Origin of the sequence: Micromonospora sp. WMMD1128, from assembly GCF_027497235.1 — a bacterium.
Classification (GTDB): Bacteria; Actinomycetota; Actinomycetes; order Mycobacteriales; family Micromonosporaceae; genus Micromonospora.
In genome coordinates this window covers 5,379,316-5,396,537 of sequence record NZ_CP114902.1, presented here as the reverse complement: position 1 = coordinate 5,396,537, position 17,222 = coordinate 5,379,316, and the positions used below count along the sequence as shown (strand labels likewise).

General features: G+C 73.5%; 13 protein-coding genes. 6 read left to right on the top strand and 7 right to left on the bottom strand.

Annotated features, from left to right (window positions below):
• Window positions 1–24: 24 nt before the first annotated feature.
• Window positions 25–516: a 5-(carboxyamino)imidazole ribonucleotide mutase gene (purE, locus tag O7602_RS24035; protein WP_281584878.1), complete on the top strand. Its 492-nt coding sequence runs from the start codon at window positions 25–27 to the stop codon at window positions 514–516.
• A 16-nt stretch (window positions 517–532) separates the two neighbouring features.
• On the opposite strand, the gene O7602_RS24030 is transcribed toward purE, so the two are convergent.
• Both O7602_RS24030 and O7602_RS24025 read right to left on the bottom strand, forming a co-directional pair.
• Window positions 533–5,443 (bottom strand): permease, encoded by a 4,911-nt coding sequence (locus O7602_RS24030; protein ID WP_281584877.1) that lies wholly within the window; start codon window positions 5,441–5,443, stop codon window positions 533–535.
• Window positions 5,444–5,603: 160 nt separating this feature from the next.
• The gene (locus tag O7602_RS24025) at window positions 5,604–7,031 is read right to left on the bottom strand and encodes a UDP-glucose/GDP-mannose dehydrogenase family protein (RefSeq protein ID WP_281584876.1); all 1,428 of its coding nucleotides are present in this window, start codon (window positions 7,029–7,031) and stop codon (window positions 5,604–5,606) included.
• 242 nt (window positions 7,032–7,273) lie between these two features.
• Between O7602_RS24025 and O7602_RS24020 the strand changes: the two genes are divergently transcribed.
• Window positions 7,274–8,437, top strand: a complete 1,164-nt coding sequence (locus O7602_RS24020) for an acyl-CoA dehydrogenase family protein (RefSeq protein WP_281584875.1) — start codon at window positions 7,274–7,276, stop codon at window positions 8,435–8,437.
• A 5-nt stretch (window positions 8,438–8,442) separates the two neighbouring features.
• Here the strand turns inward: O7602_RS24020 and O7602_RS24015 are convergent, their stop codons facing one another.
• The 3 genes from O7602_RS24015 to O7602_RS24005 all read right to left on the bottom strand — a co-directional run bounded on the left by O7602_RS24015 (window position 8,443) and on the right by O7602_RS24005 (window position 10,639).
• Window positions 8,443–9,378, bottom strand: coding sequence for an ATP-binding protein (locus O7602_RS24015; protein WP_281584874.1), 936 nt, complete (start codon window positions 9,376–9,378; stop codon window positions 8,443–8,445).
• A gap of 41 nt (window positions 9,379–9,419) precedes the next feature.
• Window positions 9,420–9,815 carry an ATP-binding protein gene (locus O7602_RS24010; protein WP_281584873.1) on the bottom strand — a complete coding sequence of 132 codons (396 nt, stop codon included), beginning with the start codon at window positions 9,813–9,815 and terminating at the stop codon, window positions 9,420–9,422.
• Window positions 9,816–9,976: 161 nt separating this feature from the next.
• Window positions 9,977–10,639, bottom strand: a complete 663-nt coding sequence (locus O7602_RS24005; RefSeq protein WP_281584872.1) for a hypothetical protein — start codon at window positions 10,637–10,639, stop codon at window positions 9,977–9,979.
• A 23-nt stretch (window positions 10,640–10,662) separates the two neighbouring features.
• Here O7602_RS24005 and O7602_RS24000 point away from each other — a divergent pair, with 23 nt between their 5' ends.
• Both O7602_RS24000 and O7602_RS23995 read left to right on the top strand, forming a co-directional pair.
• Window positions 10,663–11,178, top strand: a complete 516-nt coding sequence (locus tag O7602_RS24000) for an acyl-CoA thioesterase (RefSeq protein ID WP_281584871.1) — start codon at window positions 10,663–10,665, stop codon at window positions 11,176–11,178.
• A gap of 303 nt (window positions 11,179–11,481) precedes the next feature.
• A complete protein-coding gene (locus O7602_RS23995; RefSeq protein WP_281584870.1) occupies window positions 11,482–13,452 on the top strand; it encodes an acetoacetate--CoA ligase in 1,971 nt (656 codons plus the stop codon).
• A gap of 1 nt (window position 13,453) precedes the next feature.
• On the opposite strand, the gene O7602_RS23990 is transcribed toward O7602_RS23995, so the two are convergent.
• Window positions 13,454–14,143 carry a TIGR03089 family protein gene (locus O7602_RS23990; RefSeq protein ID WP_281584869.1) on the bottom strand — a complete coding sequence of 230 codons (690 nt, stop codon included), beginning with the start codon at window positions 14,141–14,143 and terminating at the stop codon, window positions 13,454–13,456.
• A 150-nt stretch (window positions 14,144–14,293) separates the two neighbouring features.
• On the opposite strand from O7602_RS23990, the gene O7602_RS23985 reads away from it, so the two are divergent.
• A complete protein-coding gene (locus tag O7602_RS23985; protein WP_281584868.1) occupies window positions 14,294–15,439 on the top strand; it encodes a glycosyltransferase family 1 protein in 1,146 nt (381 codons plus the stop codon).
• A gap of 63 nt (window positions 15,440–15,502) precedes the next feature.
• The gene (locus O7602_RS23980) at window positions 15,503–16,594 is read left to right on the top strand and encodes a sugar phosphate nucleotidyltransferase (protein ID WP_281584867.1); all 1,092 of its coding nucleotides are present in this window, start codon (window positions 15,503–15,505) and stop codon (window positions 16,592–16,594) included.
• Between the two features lie 36 nt (window positions 16,595–16,630).
• Here the strand turns inward: O7602_RS23980 and O7602_RS23975 are convergent, their stop codons facing one another.
• Window positions 16,631–17,203, bottom strand: a complete 573-nt coding sequence (locus O7602_RS23975) for an NUDIX hydrolase (RefSeq protein ID WP_281584866.1) — start codon at window positions 17,201–17,203, stop codon at window positions 16,631–16,633.
• Window positions 17,204–17,222: the final 19 nt, after the last annotated feature.

Below are 17,222 nucleotides of genomic sequence, written 5' to 3'. Positions count from 1 at the left end.
AGTCGCGAACGAAAGGCGAGCACCGTGAGCACCGTCGGGCTGATCATGGGCAGTGACTCGGACTGGCCGACCATGCGGGCCGCCGCCGAGGCGCTCGACGAGTTCGGCGTACCGCACGAGGTGGGTGTGGTCTCGGCGCACCGCACCCCGCTCAAGATGATCGAGTACGGCCGGGAGGCCGCCGGTCGGGGCGTCCGTGTGATCATCGCCGGGGCGGGCGGCGCGGCCCACCTGCCCGGGATGGTCGCGTCGGTCACCCCGCTGCCGGTGATCGGCGTGCCGGTGCCGCTGAAACACCTGGACGGAATGGACTCGCTGCTGTCCATCGTGCAGATGCCGGCCGGCGTGCCGGTCGCCACCGTGTCGATCGGCAACGCCCGCAACGCCGGGCTGCTCGCCGTCCGCATCCTGGGCGCGTCCGACCCGGCGCTGCGCGACCGGATGGTCGCCTACCAGGCGAGCCTGGAGGACCTGGTGGCCGAGAAGGAAGCCGCGCTCCGCGCCTCGCTGGGCTGACCCGGCCGCCCACGGCTCACTGCATGCCGCGCAGCGCGGTCTGGAGACGCTCCTGGGCGCGGCGCCGGCGCTCGTTGCTGGCGCCGAGCACCAGCAGGACCAGGCCGACCGGGAGCAGCACCAGCCACGGGCCGAGGCTGAACAGCGCGTGCACGGCGGCCACGGCGGTCACCGTCGCGCCCACGATCACCGGCGCCTGCTGCCGGCTCGTCGAGCCGAAGATCAGCACCGCCACGGCACCCAACAGCAGCAGCACCTGGCGCAGCATGGTGGAGTCGGTCGCCAGCACGATCGCCAACGTGGGCAGGAACGCGGTCACCAGCGCCGGCCCGTACGCCACCCAGCTCGACAGGTCGGGCCGCTGGCGCAGTTGCAGCACCCCGACCAGCAGGGCCAGCGCCGCGAACGGCAGCGTGTACGCCTCGGGCAGCGCCACGTCGGACACCCGCATCAGGATCCACCAGGCGGTGATCTCGCACGCCACCACCGCCCAGAACAGCAGGTTCCGCTCCATCGGCCGCCGCCCCGGGCGGCTGGCCGCCACCCCGAGCACCGCGCCCCAGGCGGCCAGCAGCGCGGCGATGTGCCGGGGCGAGTCGTACGCCAGGGCCAGCGCGATCAGCGCCGACCCGTAGCCGCTCCACTCGACCGTGGCCGCCTCCCGGTACGCCTCGGGCCGGCGCAGCCGGGGCAGGGTGGCGGCGAAGACCTGCAACGCCGCGCCCACCGCGAGCACCCCGAACGCCGACCACACCGCGGCGAGCCCCGCCACCAGCCCCAGCGTGAGCACGAAGAGCTGAGCCATCAGCGAGGCGAACAGCCAGCCGAGGATGCGGGCCCGCTGGGTGGTGCCGAAGAACGCGGCGATCGCTCCCACACCCACCGCGCTACCCAACGTGATCAGGGTGAGCTGACGGGTGGCGAGGGCGCCGGCGAGCCCGGCGCCGCCGGCGGCCAGCCCGATGGCGAAGACGAGCACCCGGGCGACCCGGATCGAGCGGCCCGGCTCCGCCAGTGCCGGCGGCGGGGTCAACGCCAGCCCCAGCATCGAGATGGTGAACACCACCAGCCCGGCCTGCGCGGTCACCGGCCAGCCCTGGCCGAGCGCCACCGGCGTGATCAGCAGCGTGAGGGCCGCGCCGGGCAGGACCACCGGCACCGCCCGGGAGCGGCGACCGCCGCTGAAACCGGTCGCGGCCAGCGCCGCGGTCGCGGTGAGTAGCAGCGCGGTGAGCACGTGGGTGGGGTTCACCGCCTCCGGCGGCGGGGTGAGCAACTCCGGCGGCGGTCCCTGCCACACCCGACCCAGCACCGCGAACGTCGAGAACAACGCCACCACGAGCGACGGCGCCAGGGTGACGAGCGCCAGCGCGGTGGGCAGCGCCGCCGCGGCCAGCGCCCCGGCGGCCGGGCTGACCCGCCACCGCAGCTCCGTGCCGGCGTCCGGGTCCCGGCGCAGCGCTCCGTTCAGCAGCACCGACCAGCGGCGGACCGGACGGGCCGAACCGGCCGGCGGGACGGTGGCCGCCCGTACCAGCTCGGCGAGCACGCCGAGCAGCGCCGCGGCGGCGGCGAACACGCCTGCGGGCAGGTGGACGAGGAGGGCGGCGGCGGCCGTGACGGTGGCTCCGCCGACCACCGCCACGCTTGCGTACGGCAGATATTGCGGCACCTGCCGGCGGACCGCCGCGATCACGGCGAGGCCGATGCTGGCGGCGGCCAGCGCGGCGGTGAGCACCACCTGCGCCGGGCGGCCGAACTCGGCGGACAGCGCGGCCACCGCTCCGGGCAGCGCCAGCAGGGCCGACCCGGCCGCCGCGCCGCCCACCTGCACCAGGTGCGGCGGCATGCCCTCGGTGCGGAAGTCGTCCACGAGCGCCGGCGCGAGCGTCCGGGCCAGGACCGCCACCGTCACCCCGATCAACGCGACGCTGCTGAGCGCCAGCGCGGTGGTCCAGGGCCGGACCAGCCCGGCGCCGGTGGCGTGCAGCGCCACCACCCCGGCCACGGTGGCCCGGGACAGCGCCGCCCGCGGGTCCGCCGCAGCCGCCGCGGCCATCCCGTAGACCGTGGCCACCATGCAGCCGACAAGCACCGGCGACCACCAGGGCAGGTCGAACGCGGCCGGCGCGCCCACGGTGGCCAGCACCGCGGCCACACCCGAGACGTCGTACTTCCACGGCGGCGGCAGCAGAACGGCGGCGGTCACCGCCAGCAGCGCCAACGCGACGGGCGCCTGCCACGCGGCCCCGCCGGTGGGTGCGGCCGGCCAGCCGCTCAGGTCACCCGCCCAGATCGGCCCCGGGGTGGCCAGCACCCCGAACCCACCGCGCAGCGCGCTCCAGGCCGCGACCAGACCGATCAACGTGCCACCGGCCGCGATGCCGAGGACGGGCCCGCGCCGCCACTCCTCCGGCAGCGCCCGCGCCGCGACGGCCACCACGAGCACCAGCGCGGCGGCCACCACCAGCTGGCCACCCGGCGCGAGCACCGCGGCGATCCGGGCCAGCGTGGCGACAAGCGCCACGGTGGTGGCGGCGAGGGCCAGGTCCGACCCGTCGAACGACATGTCGGCGCGGCTCCGGGCGTCGATCCGCGGGGCCAGCGCCAGCATGGCGGCGGCGATCAGCAGGAGACCGCCCACCCAGGCGTCCGCCGAGGTCGCGCCGGGCGCGCCGAACGCGGCGGCGACGACGGCCACCGCGCCGAACACCGTCCCCAGCGCGTGCGGCATGCTCAGTTGCCGCTGCGCCACCTGGACCAGGGCGGCGTAGGCGAGCGTCACGCAGACGCCGAGGAAACTCGCGGCGAGGATCGGGACGGTGATCTCGCGCAGGTTGGCCGGGGTGGATATCGGCGGCGTCGGCACGCTCGCGGCGACGAACGCGGCCACCGCGCCGGGCAGGGCGAACGCGGCGCCGCCGGCGGCCCAGGCGCAGACCGTGTCCGTCGCGGCGGCGGCGAGGCGGACCCGGGGCGCGAGCGAGACCAACGCTCCGGCCAGGAAGAGCAGGGTCAGCGCGGCGGCGGTGAGCGCGGGCCGGGCCAGCGCGGCCCCGGCCCCGGCCAGCCCCAGCACGGCCGCGGTCACCGCGTGCGCCACGGCGGCGCGTTCCGTGCCGGCGCTGAGCCCGAGCACCCCGATCGCGACGGCGGTCAGCAGCATCGGCCAGCAGGCCGCCGCCCAGCCCAGCCCGAGGGAGGCCGGCACGGCGAGCGCGGTGAGCGCCGCGCCGACCACCGCGAACTCGCGTCGGATCTCGGGGGGCAGCGCGACCACGGCGGCGACGGTGAGCAGCAGGGCGCTGGCGGCGAGCTGCCAGCCGGTCGGCCCGACCGCCCGGGCCAGCTCGGCGTGCCACCCGCTCAGGTCCGCCGACCAGGCCGGCAGCGCCGCCCGGACCGGCGCCAGCCCGGCGCGCAGCGCGCCGCCGGCGACCACCAGGCCGCTCACCGTCAACGCCACCGCGGAGGCGAGCTGCGGGCCCCGGCGGGTCACCTCCGGCATGCCCCGCACGGCGACGCCGGTGAGCGCGATGACGGCGGCGATCAACAGCAGGGACCGGCCGGGCAGGGCCACCGAGGCCACCCGGCCGAGCGCGCCGATGACCGCGAGGGTGACGATGCCGGCGCCCAGGTCCGGCAGGGGCGGCCGGCGCAGCACGAGCGTGCCGGCCAGCGCGGTCAGCGCGGCCAGCAGCAGCACCGTGCCCGCGCCGGCGGCGGCTGCGACGGTGGAGGCGCGCAGCAGGGCGGTGACCGCGTACGCCAGGGCGAGCGCGACCGCCACGCCGTGCAGCAGCCAGGTCGCCTCGCGCAACCACGGCACCGGACGGGCCGGCGCGGCGCTGGCGCCGGCGGGCGGGTCGCCGCCGAGCACCTCGGCGGACTCCTCCGGCGCCGACTCGGGCCGGTCGTCGTCGGCGCCCTGACGACGCGGGACCGTGGCCCTCGGCGTGGCGGTCGGCAGGTCCGACCGGACCGGCCGTTCCAGCATCACCGCGGACCGCGCCAGCGCCAGGTCCAGCACGGCCACCACGGTGAGCACCAGGGCCCAACCGGCGGGGCCGGTGATCCGCTCGTACGCCAGCAGCGGCAGCACCGGTTGGGCGGCGAGCACGGTGGCGAAGCGGGGCGCGCGCAGCCCGGTGCCGTACGCGTACCCGACCGCGACCAGGGTGGTGACCAGGAAGATCGCTCCGGCGAACGCGGCGCCGGACGTGCCGCCCCCGATCCGGTCGACGGTCCAGGCCGCGTACCCGGCGAGCGGCACCAGCAGCAGCCCGACGGCGGCGATGGTCTCGGCGGTCGAGGTGAGCCCGCGGCGGGCCAGCACCGGCGGGGCGAGCAGCATCAGCACGGTCGCGACAAGCAGCACGCCGAGCCGGGCCAGCGCGTCCATCGAGCTGGTGGCGACCGCCGCGAAGACGACCGCCGCGACGCCGAGCAGCAGCCCGGCGAGCCCGAGCGGGATGTTCTGCACCTCGCGGGAGGACGCCTCGGGCGGGTGCTCCGGGTCGTCCGCGTCGAGCCACTGCGGCCGACTGCGGGGCGGCGGCGGGGGAACGTCCTCCGGAGTGGGCGGCGGCGTACCCTGCCGGGGCACCCGGGGCGGCGCGCCGGTCGCGGCGGTGGGCGGCCGGCGCCCGGGACGCTTGCGCAGCACCTTACGCGGCCGGGTGGCCTGTTTGATCCGCTCCTCGCCGGCGTGCGCCAGGATGTCGCGCTGGAAGAGCGCGGCCTGCATCTTGGCGGCGATCTGCCGCTGCTCGCGGGCGATCTCGGCGTCACGTGCCTTCATCTCGGCGATCGAGCGCTCGATGTCGGCCAGGTGTTCGGCCCACTGGGGCTGCTCCGCGCCGCAGTGCGGGCAGACGGCGGCGGGCTTGATCTCCCGCCCGCACGACGCGCACCTGAAGCTCTCCACGGCAGTCTCCCGTCCGCCCACGCCCCGCACTGTGGACCTCTCAGTGGCAGCATGCCCTGACCGGGCCGGGATTTCGACAGTTGCGGGCGCGTTCCGGACAACAAAAAGAGCCGGCCGGCCGGGTACCTGGTCCCCGGCCGGCCGGCCCGACGTCGATCGGTCAGGGGCGGCCCAGGCCGCGGTACTCCCAGCCGGCTTGCGTCCACAGTGTGGAGTCGAGGCAGTTGCGCCCGTCGACGACCTTGCGACCGTTGGCCAGCTCACCCAGCGCCACCGGGTCGGCGTTGCGGAACTCGGCCCACTCGGTCAGCACGCAGACCAGGTCGGCGCCCTGGACGGCGTCGGTCATGGTCTCCTCGTAGGCCAGGTGGGGCACCGCGCGGCGCGCGTTCTCGATCCCCTGCGGATCGAAGACGTGCACGTCGGCGCCGGCCTTGCCGAGCAGCGCGGCCACCGCGAGGGCGGGCGCGTCGCGTACGTCGTCGGTGTTGGGCTTGAAGGTGGCGCCCAGCACCGCGATCCGGGTGCCGGAGAGGTCCGGGCCGGCAGGCCCGGAGCGGCGGCCGAGCAGTTCGGCGGCGAGCTGCACCACCCGGGTACGCCGGCGCAGGTTGATCAGGTCGACCTCGTGCAGGAAACGCAGCGCCTCACCGGCGCCCAGCTCCTGGGCGCGGGCCTGGAAAGCGCGGATGTCCTTGGGCAGGCACGCGCCGCCGAAGCCGAGCCCGGCCTGGAGGAAGCGGTTGCCGATCCGCGGGTCGTACCCGATGGAACGGGCGAGTTGGGTGACGTCGCCGCCGGCGGCCTCGCAGACCTCGGCCATCGCGTTGATGAAGGAGATCTTGGTGGCCAGGAACGCGTTCGCGGCGACCTTGACCAGCTCGGCGGTGGCGAAGTCGGTGACCACGAGCGGCACCTCGCGGTCCTCGGTCGCGGCCAGGTCGAAGACGCCCTTGTGGGCGGCGAAGAGCATGCCGTTGGCCCACTCGCTCTTGACCCCGACCACGATCCGGTTGGGCCGCAGCACGTCGTCGACGGCGAAGCCCTCCTGGAGGAACTCCGGGCTCCAGGCCACCTCGACCCCGAGGTCGTCCGGGCTGTGCTTGCCGACCAGCTGCTCCACCCACTCGGCGGTGCCCACCGGAACGGTGGACTTGCCGACGATCAGCGCCTTGCGGGTCAGGTGCTGGGCCAGGCTGGTCACCGACGCCTCGACGTACGACAGGTCGGCGCCCATGCCGTCGGCCCGCTGCGGGGTGCCGACGCAGATGAAGTGCACGTCGCCGAAGTCGGCGGTCTCCTGCATGTCGGTGCTGAACCGCAGCCGGCCGGCGGCCAGGTTGCGCCGCAGCAGCTCGTCCAGGCCGGGCTCGTGGATCGGCACCTCACCGGCGTTCAGCTTGGCGATCTTGTCGGCGTCGACGTCGAAGCCGAGCACCTCGTAGCCCAGCTCGGCGTAGCAGATGGCGTACGTCGCACCGAGGTAACCGGTGCCGAGGAAGGTCACCCGGGGTCGGGCCGCGCCGGAGGGCGGGGTCACCGCGGCGATGGCGGGCATCGGCTGGGAGTTCGGGTACGGGATCGTCACGCCTGTCTTCTCCGCTCGCACTGGCGGCGCATCCTCGCGTCGCATTCTGCTGGGGCGCCTGGGCCGGGCACCGAGGGGAACTGATTCTGGTGTGAGGGTAGTGGGTCGGGTGGGCGACGCTCGGGCGCGATCCTACCCGCCGGTAGCTCCGGTCGAAGCCCGGTCGCTATCCTTCAGTCTGCGGCAGTCGGCGGCCCCCGGGCAGCACAGACTGCGCATGATAGCCGTGAAAGGGGGCCGATGTGGCCGCAGAGCAGTCGTTCGACGTCTACCGGTTGCCGGAGGAGCACGAGGCGATCCGGGAGGCGGTCCGTGAGGTCTGTGCGGCCAAGGTGGCCCCGCACGCCGCGGAGGCGGACGAGACAAGCGAGTTTCCCAAGGCGTCCTACGACGCCCTGCGCGCGGCCGACTTCCACGCACCGCACGTCCCGGTCGAGTACGGCGGCGCCGGCGCGGACGCGCTTGCCACGGCCATCGTGATCGAGGAGGTGGCCCGCGCCTGCGCCTCGTCGTCGCTGATCCCGGCGGTGAACAAGCTGGGCACCATGCCGCTGCTGCTGGCCGGCTCCGAGGAGCTGAAGCGCAGATACCTGACCCCGGTGGCGGCCGGCGACGCGATGTTCTCCTACTGCCTCTCCGAGCCGGAGGCGGGCAGCGACGCGGCCTCGATGACCACCAGGGCGGTACGCGACGGCGACCACTGGGTGCTCAACGGCGTGAAACGGTGGATCACCAACGCGGGCGTCTCGGAGTACTACACCGTCTTCGCTGTGACCGACCCCACAGCCCGCTCGAAGGGCATCTCCGCCTTCGTGGTGGAGAAGTCCGACCCGGGCGTGAGCTTCGGCGCGCCGGAGAAGAAGCTCGGCATCAAGGGCTCCCCGACCCGCGAGGTCTACCTCGACAACGTCCGCATCCCGGCCGACCGCATCATCGGCGCCGAGGGCAGCGGCTTCGCCACCGCCATGCGGACGCTCGACCACACCCGGGTCACCATCGCCGCCCAGGCGATCGGCATCGCCCAGGGCGCGCTCGACTACGCCAAGGGGTACGTCCAGGAGCGCAAGCAGTTCGGCAAGGCGATCGCCGATTTCCAGGGCATCCAGTTCATGCTCGCCGACATGGGCATGAAGCTGGAGGCGGCGCGGCAGCTCACGTACGCCGCCGCCGGCAAGTCCGAGCGGGGCGACGCGGACCTGACCTACTTCGGCGCGGCGGCCAAGTGCTTCGCCTCGGACGCCGCCATGGAGATCACCACCGACGCGGTCCAACTGCTCGGCGGCTACGGCTACACCCGTGACTACCCGCTGGAGCGGATGATGCGGGACGCCAAGATCACCCAGATCTACGAGGGCACCAACCAGGTCCAGCGGATCGTCATGGCCCGGCAGCTCTTGAAGGGTTGAGGAGGCTACGTTTGATCGGGGAGGGGTCCGACCCATCGGTATCGTCGTTTGGGGCTTCGTGCTGCTCCGACGGCGATGACGGTGTCAGCCCCGACCAGCGTCCGTAGGTGGTTGAGGACGGCGGTGCGTGACAGTCCGGTGAGTTCGACAAGCTCTCCTGCTGCCGCTTCTCCCCGGCTCCTGAGCGCTTCGCTGACGTCAGGCGGGAGGTTGGTGAAGAGGTCAGGCTCCCTTGCCCGACCGACTGCGGTGGGGTCGAGTACGTACTGTGCGTAGCGCCGTCCGCCCTCCTTCACGGCCAGTCCTTGGTCAACGAGATCCCTCAGGACTTGACCGGCAGCGATGCGGTCAACGCCCCATTGCCGCAGCATCTCGTTCGTGAGGTAGTTCTCGCGCAGCATCGCGAGGGCGATCTCATGCGCGGGTGTGGGCAAGTGTGCGTGCAGCCCGGCGATCCAGCGGCGAACTTCGGGATTGAGGAGTTCGGAGCGGGCCATGGTGACCACGAAGCTGGAGACGGAACTCCTGAAGTTCGGCCGTGGCAGGCCCCGGCGTCGCGCTACCGCGAGCATCGCGGGGATGCCCGAAGACCGGTTTTCGGCGACGAGTTCGTTCGACGACGGGAGGTAGGTGTCTGCGAGGAGGCTCGCCAAGACGGCGTTGCGCGACGACGAGATGCCTTCTTCGCCGAGTTCGTCGATGACGACGCCCCCGTAGAGGCCACCTGGACTGCGGACGACAAGGCGGTCGGGGAACAGCTCAACCTGCACCTGGGTGCCCCTTGTCACGGGGCTGTAGTCGCGGTGCAGCAGGGCGTTGACGGCTGCCTCGCGGACGGCTTCGAGCGGGTACTCGACCTCGTCCCTGCGTCCACCGTGATCGCTGATGACTGCGCGAACCGCGAGGCTGCGGCGGAGTACCGAGAGGGTGGTCTCCATCATTTCGGGGATGGAGCCCCGGACTGTCTGGTTGTCGAGGAACCTTACGCCGGAGGCCGGATCCGGGCCGTGCCCTGCGCCGTAACGTAGACCGGGCGCTGGTCCGCCGGGGCGGCCGGCACCTCCGCGACCACCAGTCGATGCCCGTCGACCTCGACGATCTCGGTGCTGATGCGTAGTGGGGGTGTGAGGTCGTCTCGTGACATCTGCACCAGGGCGTTCCGGAGCCCGGCGGGATCAGTCAACTCGACGAGGGTGAGCCCACTCTGCTCGTCGACGCCGAGCAGGATCGTCCCGCCGTCGGTGTTCGCGAAGGCGGAGAGCGTTTCGCGAACGGACTTCGGTAGCCCTTCGGCAGCCCGCTTCGCCTCGACCCCCGAGGGCTCACCGCCTATCCGGCGCAGAGCGGCGAGCATCTCGTTGACGTCGTCAGCAATCACATCTGCATGGCATCACTTAACTTCACACTACGCGAGCCAGGTGCGAAGTTAGTGTTAAGTTTGGTTGGGCGCGTCGGACATTGGACCTGACGGACTGGCTCTCCGTCTGGTGCTGATGATGCTCTGGCGGGCGGGCCGGAACTCCGGCCCGCCCGCGCCGGTCAACGAGGGTCGGTGGGGCCGTCCGGCCGGGCTCCGCCGCGCGGGGGAGCGGACCACGGCGACTCGCCGCCGGTCCGGCGCGGCAGGGGTTCGGTGGGGGTGTCCGGATAGGCGAGCGTGAGCGGGGCCGTGTCCGGATCCCTCGGCGGCGCCGGCGGCGGGGACCAGTCGCTTGACGCGGCCGCCGGCTCGACCGGCGCAACGGCCGGGGTCAGCTCCGCCCCGTCCGGCTGCGCTACGGGTCGACTCCGCCACCGCTGGCCGCTGAACACGGCCATCAGCAACAGCATGCCGATCAGGAACAGCGTGCCGTTGTCGAGTGGCTGGCGCAGCGGCAACGGATCACCGAGCAGCTTCAGGTCGCCGGGCACCCGGTCCCGCACGGTGAAGGGCGCGACGAACAGCCAGAGGTAGGGGACCGCGAGCAGCAGCCCCGCCACGAGCGGGCCGAGCGGCGAGAAACGCAGCGTGCCGAGCAGGCCGAGCAGGATGCCGGCCACGCCGAGATAGACGGCCGGCTCGATCAGGTTAGGGGTGCTGTACGTACCGATCTCCACCCAGCGGTTGACGGTCCGCCCAGATCCGTCCTGACCGAGGGTGACGAGCACCCAGGTGACCGGCGCCACCACCAACCCGGCGAGGAAGCTCCAGAGATGTCGCATCCGCGCACCGTACCGTTTCCGGCATGACAGATCATCCCGCGGTCCCGCCGGGTAAGCCGACCTCGTACTCCCGCGTCACGCTGAGTCGCATCATGACTGCTGTCGATGTCAATCTGTACGGGACCGTGCACGGTGGGGTGCTGATGAAGTTCGTCGACGACGTGGCCGGCGCGTCGGCCGCCCGGCACAGCGGCGGCACCGCGGTCACCGCGTCCATCGACGAGATCGTCTTCTCCGAGCCGGTCCGGGTGGGCGATCTGGTGCACGCACACGCCCAGGTCAACTGGACCGGCAACACGTCGATGGAGGTCGGGGTGCGGGTGGTCGCCGAGCGCTGGGACTCGGCCGAGGACGAGCCGGTGCGGGTCGCCACCGCGTACCTCGTCTTCGTGGGTGTGGACGTCGGTGGCGCGCCCCGCGCGGTGCGCCCGGTGCTGCCGGAGTCACCGGACGACGAGCGCCGCTTCCGGGAGGCGGAGATCCGGCGCGCCCACCGGCTGGCCCGCCGCCGCGCCATCCAGGCCCACCGCGCCGCCTGAGGTGTAAGGCGGGGGCCCCGCTTAACGCCTCCGGTAGAGGCGGGGGCCCCGCTTAACACCTCACGCCTGCGCACCGGGCGGCGGCGCCGCCGTCCCGCGATGGTGTTAAGCGGGGCCCCCGCCTATGCAGAATGCGTTAAGCGGGGCCCCCGCCTTACACCCACATGGGGAGGGGGTGGGGGGTGTGGGGTGGGCACGCCCCGCAGGCGGGGGCCGGTGCGGAGAATGGCGGCACCGGGTAGGGCAAGATGGCGCCACGGCCCATGCACAGTGTCGTGCCGGGCCTCAGGGGAGGTTGGAACAGTGGGTGACGTGCTGTGGACGCCGCCGGCGGACGTGCGCGAACGGTCCCGGATCGGTGACTATCTGCGCTGGCTGGCCGCGCACCGGGGGCTGGAGTTCGCCGACTACGACGCGCTGTGGCAGTGGTCGGTCACCGACCTGGACGGGTTCTGGTCCTCGATCTGGGACTACTTCCAGGTGGTGGCGCACACGCCCCCGACCGCAACGTTGGCCGGGAGGTCCATGCCCGGCGCCCGCTGGTTCCCCGGCGCGACGCTCAACTACGCCGAGAACGTGCTGCGCATGCCGGGTCTCGGCGACGACGACCCGGCGGTGATCGCGCACGGGCAGACCCGCGCGCCGGAGACGCTCACCGCGGCGCAGCTGCGCGAGCGGGTCCGCCGGGTGGCCGCCGGCCTGCGCCGGCTCGGCGTCGGCCCGGGCGACCGGGTCGCCGCGTACGCGCCGAACATCCCGGAGACGTACGTCCTGCTGCTCGCCACCGCCAGCCTGGGCGCGATCTTCTCCTCCTGCGCGCCGGAGTTCGGCACCCGCAGCGTCACCGACCGCTGGCAGCAGATCGAGCCGACGGTGCTGGTCGCGGTCGACGGCTACCGCTACGGTGACAAGCCGGTCGACAGGCGCGCCGAGGTGGCCGCCGTCCGGGCCGCGCTGCCGTCGCTGCGGCACACCGTCGGCATCGCGTGCCTCGATCCGGACGGCCCGGCCCCCGACGGCGCGCTCGCCTGGGCGGACCTGGCGGCGGAGACCGACGAGCCGTTGGCCTTCACGCCGGTGCCGTTCGACCACCCGCTGTACGTGCTCTACTCCTCCGGCACCACCGGCCTACCGAAGCCGATCGTGCACGGCCACGGCGGCATCCTGCTCGAACACCTGAAGATGCTGGCGTTGCACCACGACCTGGGGCCGGCGGACCGGTTCTTCTGGTTCACCACCACCGGCTGGATGATGTGGAACTTCCTGGTCTCCGGGCCGGCGGTGGGCGCGGCGATCGTGCTGTTCGACGGCAACCCGGGCCACCCGGACCTGGGCGCGTTGTGGCGGCTGGCGGCGGAGACCGGCACCACCTATTTCGGCACGTCGGCCCCGTTCCTGCTGGCGTGCCGCAAGGCCGGGCTGGTGCCGCGGGAGTTCGCCGACCTGTCCGCGCTGCGCGGTCTCGGCTCGACCGGCGCGCCGCTGCCCGCCGAGGGCTTCACCTGGGTGTACGGGAACGTCGGCGACCGTCTCCAACTCCAGTCGCTCTCCGGCGGCACGGATGTCTGCACCGGGTTCGTCGGTGGGGTGCCGCTGCTGCCGGTGCACGCCGGTGAGATCGCCTGCCGGGCGCTGGGCGCGAAGGTGGAGGCCCGCGCCGCCGACGGTTCGGCGGTCATCGGCCAGCTCGGCGAGCTGGTGATCACCGAGCCGATGCCGAGCATGCCGGTGGGGTTCTGGAACGACCCGGACGGCGCCCGCTACCGGGAGGCGTACTTCGAGGTCTATCCCGGGGTGTGGCGGCACGGCGACTGGATCACGGTGAACGAGCGCGGCGGCTGCGTCATCACCGGCCGGTCCGACGCCACGCTGAACCGGGGTGGGGTGCGGCTCGGCACCGCCGAGTTCTACTCCGTGGTGGAGGGCCTCGACGAGGTGGTCGACTCGGTGGTGGTGCACCTGGAGGACGACGAGGGCGGCGCGGGGGAGCTGCTGCTGTTCGTGGTGCTCGCCGACGGCCTGGAGCTGGACGACGAGATGCGGAAGAAGATCTGCCGCGAGCTGCGTACCGCCCTGTCGCCCCGGCACGTGCCGGACGAGATCCACCAGGTCCGCGCCGTGCCGCGCACGCTGAGCGCGAAGAAGCTGGAGGTGCCGGTCAAGAAGATCCTCACCGGCACCCCGGTCGACCGCGCCGCCGCGAAGGGCGCCCTGGCCAACCCGGAGTCCCTCACGGTCTTCGCCACGTTCGCCGAGCGCCGCGCCGCCCCCTGACCTAGGCCAGGGTGTGGGTGGCCTTCTCGGTCGCGGCGCGGGCGTCCAGTCGGGCGCGGTCGAGGTGGGCGCAGGGGACGACGCTGGCGGCGACGGTCAGTGGGGTCAACAGCCAGTCGACCGGGTCGGGGTGCCGGGTCACGTCGACCAGGAGGCGGTCGCCGGCGGTGAGACCCAGCTCCGCGGCGCGGGCCTCCGCGCGGGCCAGCAGCGCCGCGTCCGCCGCACCACCTGAGGGGTACGGGGTGAAGTGGTCGCCGTGCCCGCGTACCGCCGCGACGAAGTCGGTGCAGCCGGCCGGCACCTGCCGCATCGGCAGCGCGAACGGGTCGAGCGCCAGGGCGTACCGCTCGCCGGCCGGCCACCGGCTCGCCTCGTCGACCCGGTCGACGGCGGTGAACAGCACCTCCACCGGGCCTGGGGTGTCGATCATGGTCAGTTTCGCCGACCAGCAGCCGAGCAGCACCGCGGCGGTCTGCCAGTGCGGCGGCAGCAGCACCCCGACCGGGTCGCCGGGCGCACAGCCGGCCTCGTCGACGAGCAGATTGGCGGTCTTGGCGACCCAGTTCGCAAGCGTCGCGCCGGAAAGTTCGGTGCGTTCGCCGGTGGCGTCGTCGTACCAGGTCAGCAGCGGTCGGGTGGGGTCGGTCGCGATCGCGTCGGCGAACACCCGGGCAATGTTGTCGGCCATCGGCGCGAACGATACGCCGCCCGGGTACGTACTCGATGACAACGACAAGTCGGCGTACCGTCGGGTCGCAGTCAGCGTGGGACACCCGGTCCGGCGTAGGCTTGCCGACAGTGTTGTTCCCCACAAACGCGCCACCTGAGGAGTCGCCCCGTGACCGCCGGTCGCCCGCCCCGCGTTCTCATCGACGCCACGAGTGTCCCCGCCGATCGCGGCGGCGTCGGTAGATACGTCGACGGCCTGCTCGGCGCGCTCGGCCGGGTCTGCGGCGACGGCGTCGACCTGGCCGTGGTGAGCCTCCGCACCGACCTGGAGCGCTACACCCGGATGCTGCCCGGCGCCGAGATCATCCCCGCGCCGGCGGCGGTGGCGCACCGCCCGGCCCGGCTCGCCTGGGAGCAGACCGGCCTGCCACTGCTGGCCCAGCAGGTCAACGCGGAGGTGCTGCACTCGCCGTTCTACACCTGCCCACTGCGGGCCGGGTGTCCGGTGACGGTCACCGTGCACGACGCGACGTTCTTCACCGAGCCGGAGCACTACGACAAGTCGCGCCGGACGTTCTTCCGCAGCGCGATCAAGACCTCGCTGCGCCGCGCCGCCCGGGTGATCGTGCCGAGCAAGGCCACCCGGGACGAGCTGATCCGGCTGCTCGACGCCGACCCGACCCGGATCGACGTGGCCTACCACGGCGTCGACCAGGCCGCCTTCCACGCGCCGGGCGACGAGGAGAAGGCCCGGGTCCGGGCCCGGCTGGGGCTGGGCGACAACAGCTACGTCGCGTTCCTCGGGGCCAAGGAGCCGCGCAAGAACGTACCCAACCTGATCCGCGGCTGGGCCCGGGCGGTGGCCGACCGGCCGAACCCGCCGGTGCTCGTGGTGGCCGGCGGCCAGGGGCACGACGACGACATCGACCGCGCGGTGGCCGAGGTCCCGTCGCACCTGCGGCTGCTCCGCCCGGGCTATCTGCGCTACGCCGACCTGCCGGGCTTCCTCGGCGGTGCGCTCGTCGCCGCCTACCCGTCGTACGGCGAGGGCTTCGGGCTGCCGATCCTGGAGGCGATGGCGTGCGCCGCGCCGGTGCTCACCACGCCCCGGCTCTCCCTGCCCGAGGTGGGCGGCGACGCGGTGGCGTACACAAGCGAGGACCCGGACCAGATCGCGACCGACCTGGGCGCCCTGCTCGACGACGAGCAGCGGCGGCTCTCCCTGGCGAAGGCCGGTTTCGACCGGGCCAAGGAGTTCACCTGGGAGTCCAGCGCGGAGGTCCACATCGCCGCCTGGCGGCGGGCGCGTTCCTGAGCGTCCGCTGCGGATCCCCGGCGACGGCCGTGGCGGCTCGCCCGCTTCGGGCATGATGTGCTGATGTTCTACGCCGTCATCCCGGCGGGCGGCAGCGGCACAAGGTTGTGGCCGCTGTCCCGCGCGGGCCATCCCAAGTTTCTCCACCCGCTGACCGGCACCACCGCCTCGCTGTTGCAGGCCACGGTCGACCGGTTGGCGCCGTTGACCACACCGGAGCGCACGCTCGTGGTCACCGGGGCCGCGCACGCCGCGGCGGTGGCCCGGCAACTGGCTGGCCTGCCGGAGGAGAACGTCCTGGTGGAGCCGTCGCCGCGGGATTCCTGCGCGGCCATCGCGCTGGCCGCCGCGGTGATCGCCCAGCGTGCCCCGGCCGGGGTGATGGGCTCGTTCGCCGCCGACCACCTGATCGGTGACCCGACCCGGTGGGCCGAGGTGGTGCGGCAGGCGATCCGCGGCGCCGAGCAGGGGCTGCTGATGACGGTGGGCATCACCCCGACCCGGCCGGAGACCGGCTACGGCTACCTGGAGACCGGCGACCCGGTGGACGGCGGGCCGCTGCGTCCGGTACGCGAGTTCAAGGAGAAGCCCGCCGCCGAGGTGGCGGAGGTCTACGTCCGCTCCGGCCGGCACCTCTGGAACGCCGGCATGTTCGTGTGGCGGGTGGACGTCTTCCTGGCCGAGCTGGCCCGTCAGCAGCCGGCGCTGCACGCCGGGATCACCGCCATCGCGGCGGCCTGGGGCACCCCGGAACAGGACGACGTGCTCGGCACGGTGTGGCCGACGCTGCCGAAGATCTCGGTCGACTACGCGGTGATGGAGGGCGCGGCGACCGCCGGCCGGGTGGCCACCGTGCCGGGCGACTTCGGCTGGAACGACGTCGGCGACTTCCACACCCTCGGTGAGGTGCTGCCGACCGACGACGACGGCAACGTGGTGCTCGGCGGCGACGCGAAGCCGGGCGTGCTGCTGCACGACACCTCCGGGACGGTGGTGGTGCCGCACTCCGGCCGCCTCGTCGCCACGGTCGGCGTGCACGACCTGATCGTGGTGGACACTCCGGATGCCGTGTTCGTCTGTCCCCGGGACCGGGCGCAGGACGTGAAGAAGATCGTCGATCAGCTCAAGGAGCGCGGCGAGGAGGGCCTGATCTAAGGGCCGGTTTCGGCCCGTCGGCCGCCGGTGTGCGACTCAGCCGGCGGCCCGGCGGGCCAGGGCGGACAACGCCGGTGCCACCAGCTGGGCGGTCGCGTCGGCGAGCGGCTCGGGCAGCTCGTCCGGCGGGAACCAACCAAGCGCCTCGGACTCGTCACTGACCCGCTCCGTCGCTCCCGCCGGGGCGAAGACCGCGTACCGGACGTCGTAGTGCAGCGAGCCGCCCTGGCAGGCGACCGGATGGATGTCGACGTCGATCGGGTCGGGATCGAGCGTCAGGCCGGCGATCCCGGACTCCTCGGTGGCCTCGCGCAATGCGGCTGCCGCAAGCGTCCGGTCGCCGGGCTCGCAGTGCCCGCCGAGCTGCACCCATCGCCGGAACTTGCCGTGCAGGCAGAGCAGCACCCGGTCGCCTGTGGAATCGAGGACCAGCGCGCTCGCGGTGACGTGCCCCGGCCGGTGCGCGCGGCCCATCGCCATCGGCCCGGCGGCCAGCAGCGTCAGGGTCCGGTCCCGGTTCGCGGCGGCGGCCGGGCTGGTCGCCGTCCAGCGGCTCAGCGCCGCGACGGCGTCGGCGTGCAGGTCGGCGTACGCGGTGAGATCAGACACCCCGACACTGTACGAGCGT

What these genes read in the sequence shown, in the direction of transcription:
- O7602_RS23990 (WP_281584869.1), bottom strand. Translation starts at nt 14,143, where the DNA reads ATGGCCGACAACATTGCCCGGGTGTTCGCCGACGCGATCGCGACCGAC.
- O7602_RS24005 (WP_281584872.1), bottom strand. Translation starts at nt 10,639, where the DNA reads ATGCGACATCTCTGGAGCTTCCTCGCCGGGTTGGTGGTGGCGCCGGTC.
- O7602_RS24000 (WP_281584871.1), top strand. Translation starts at nt 10,663, where the DNA reads ATGACAGATCATCCCGCGGTCCCGCCGGGTAAGCCGACCTCGTACTCC.
- O7602_RS24015 (WP_281584874.1), bottom strand. Translation starts at nt 9,378, where the DNA reads ATGATGGAGACCACCCTCTCGGTACTCCGCCGCAGCCTCGCGGTTCGC.
- O7602_RS23980 (WP_281584867.1), top strand. Translation starts at nt 15,503, where the DNA reads ATGTTCTACGCCGTCATCCCGGCGGGCGGCAGCGGCACAAGGTTGTGG.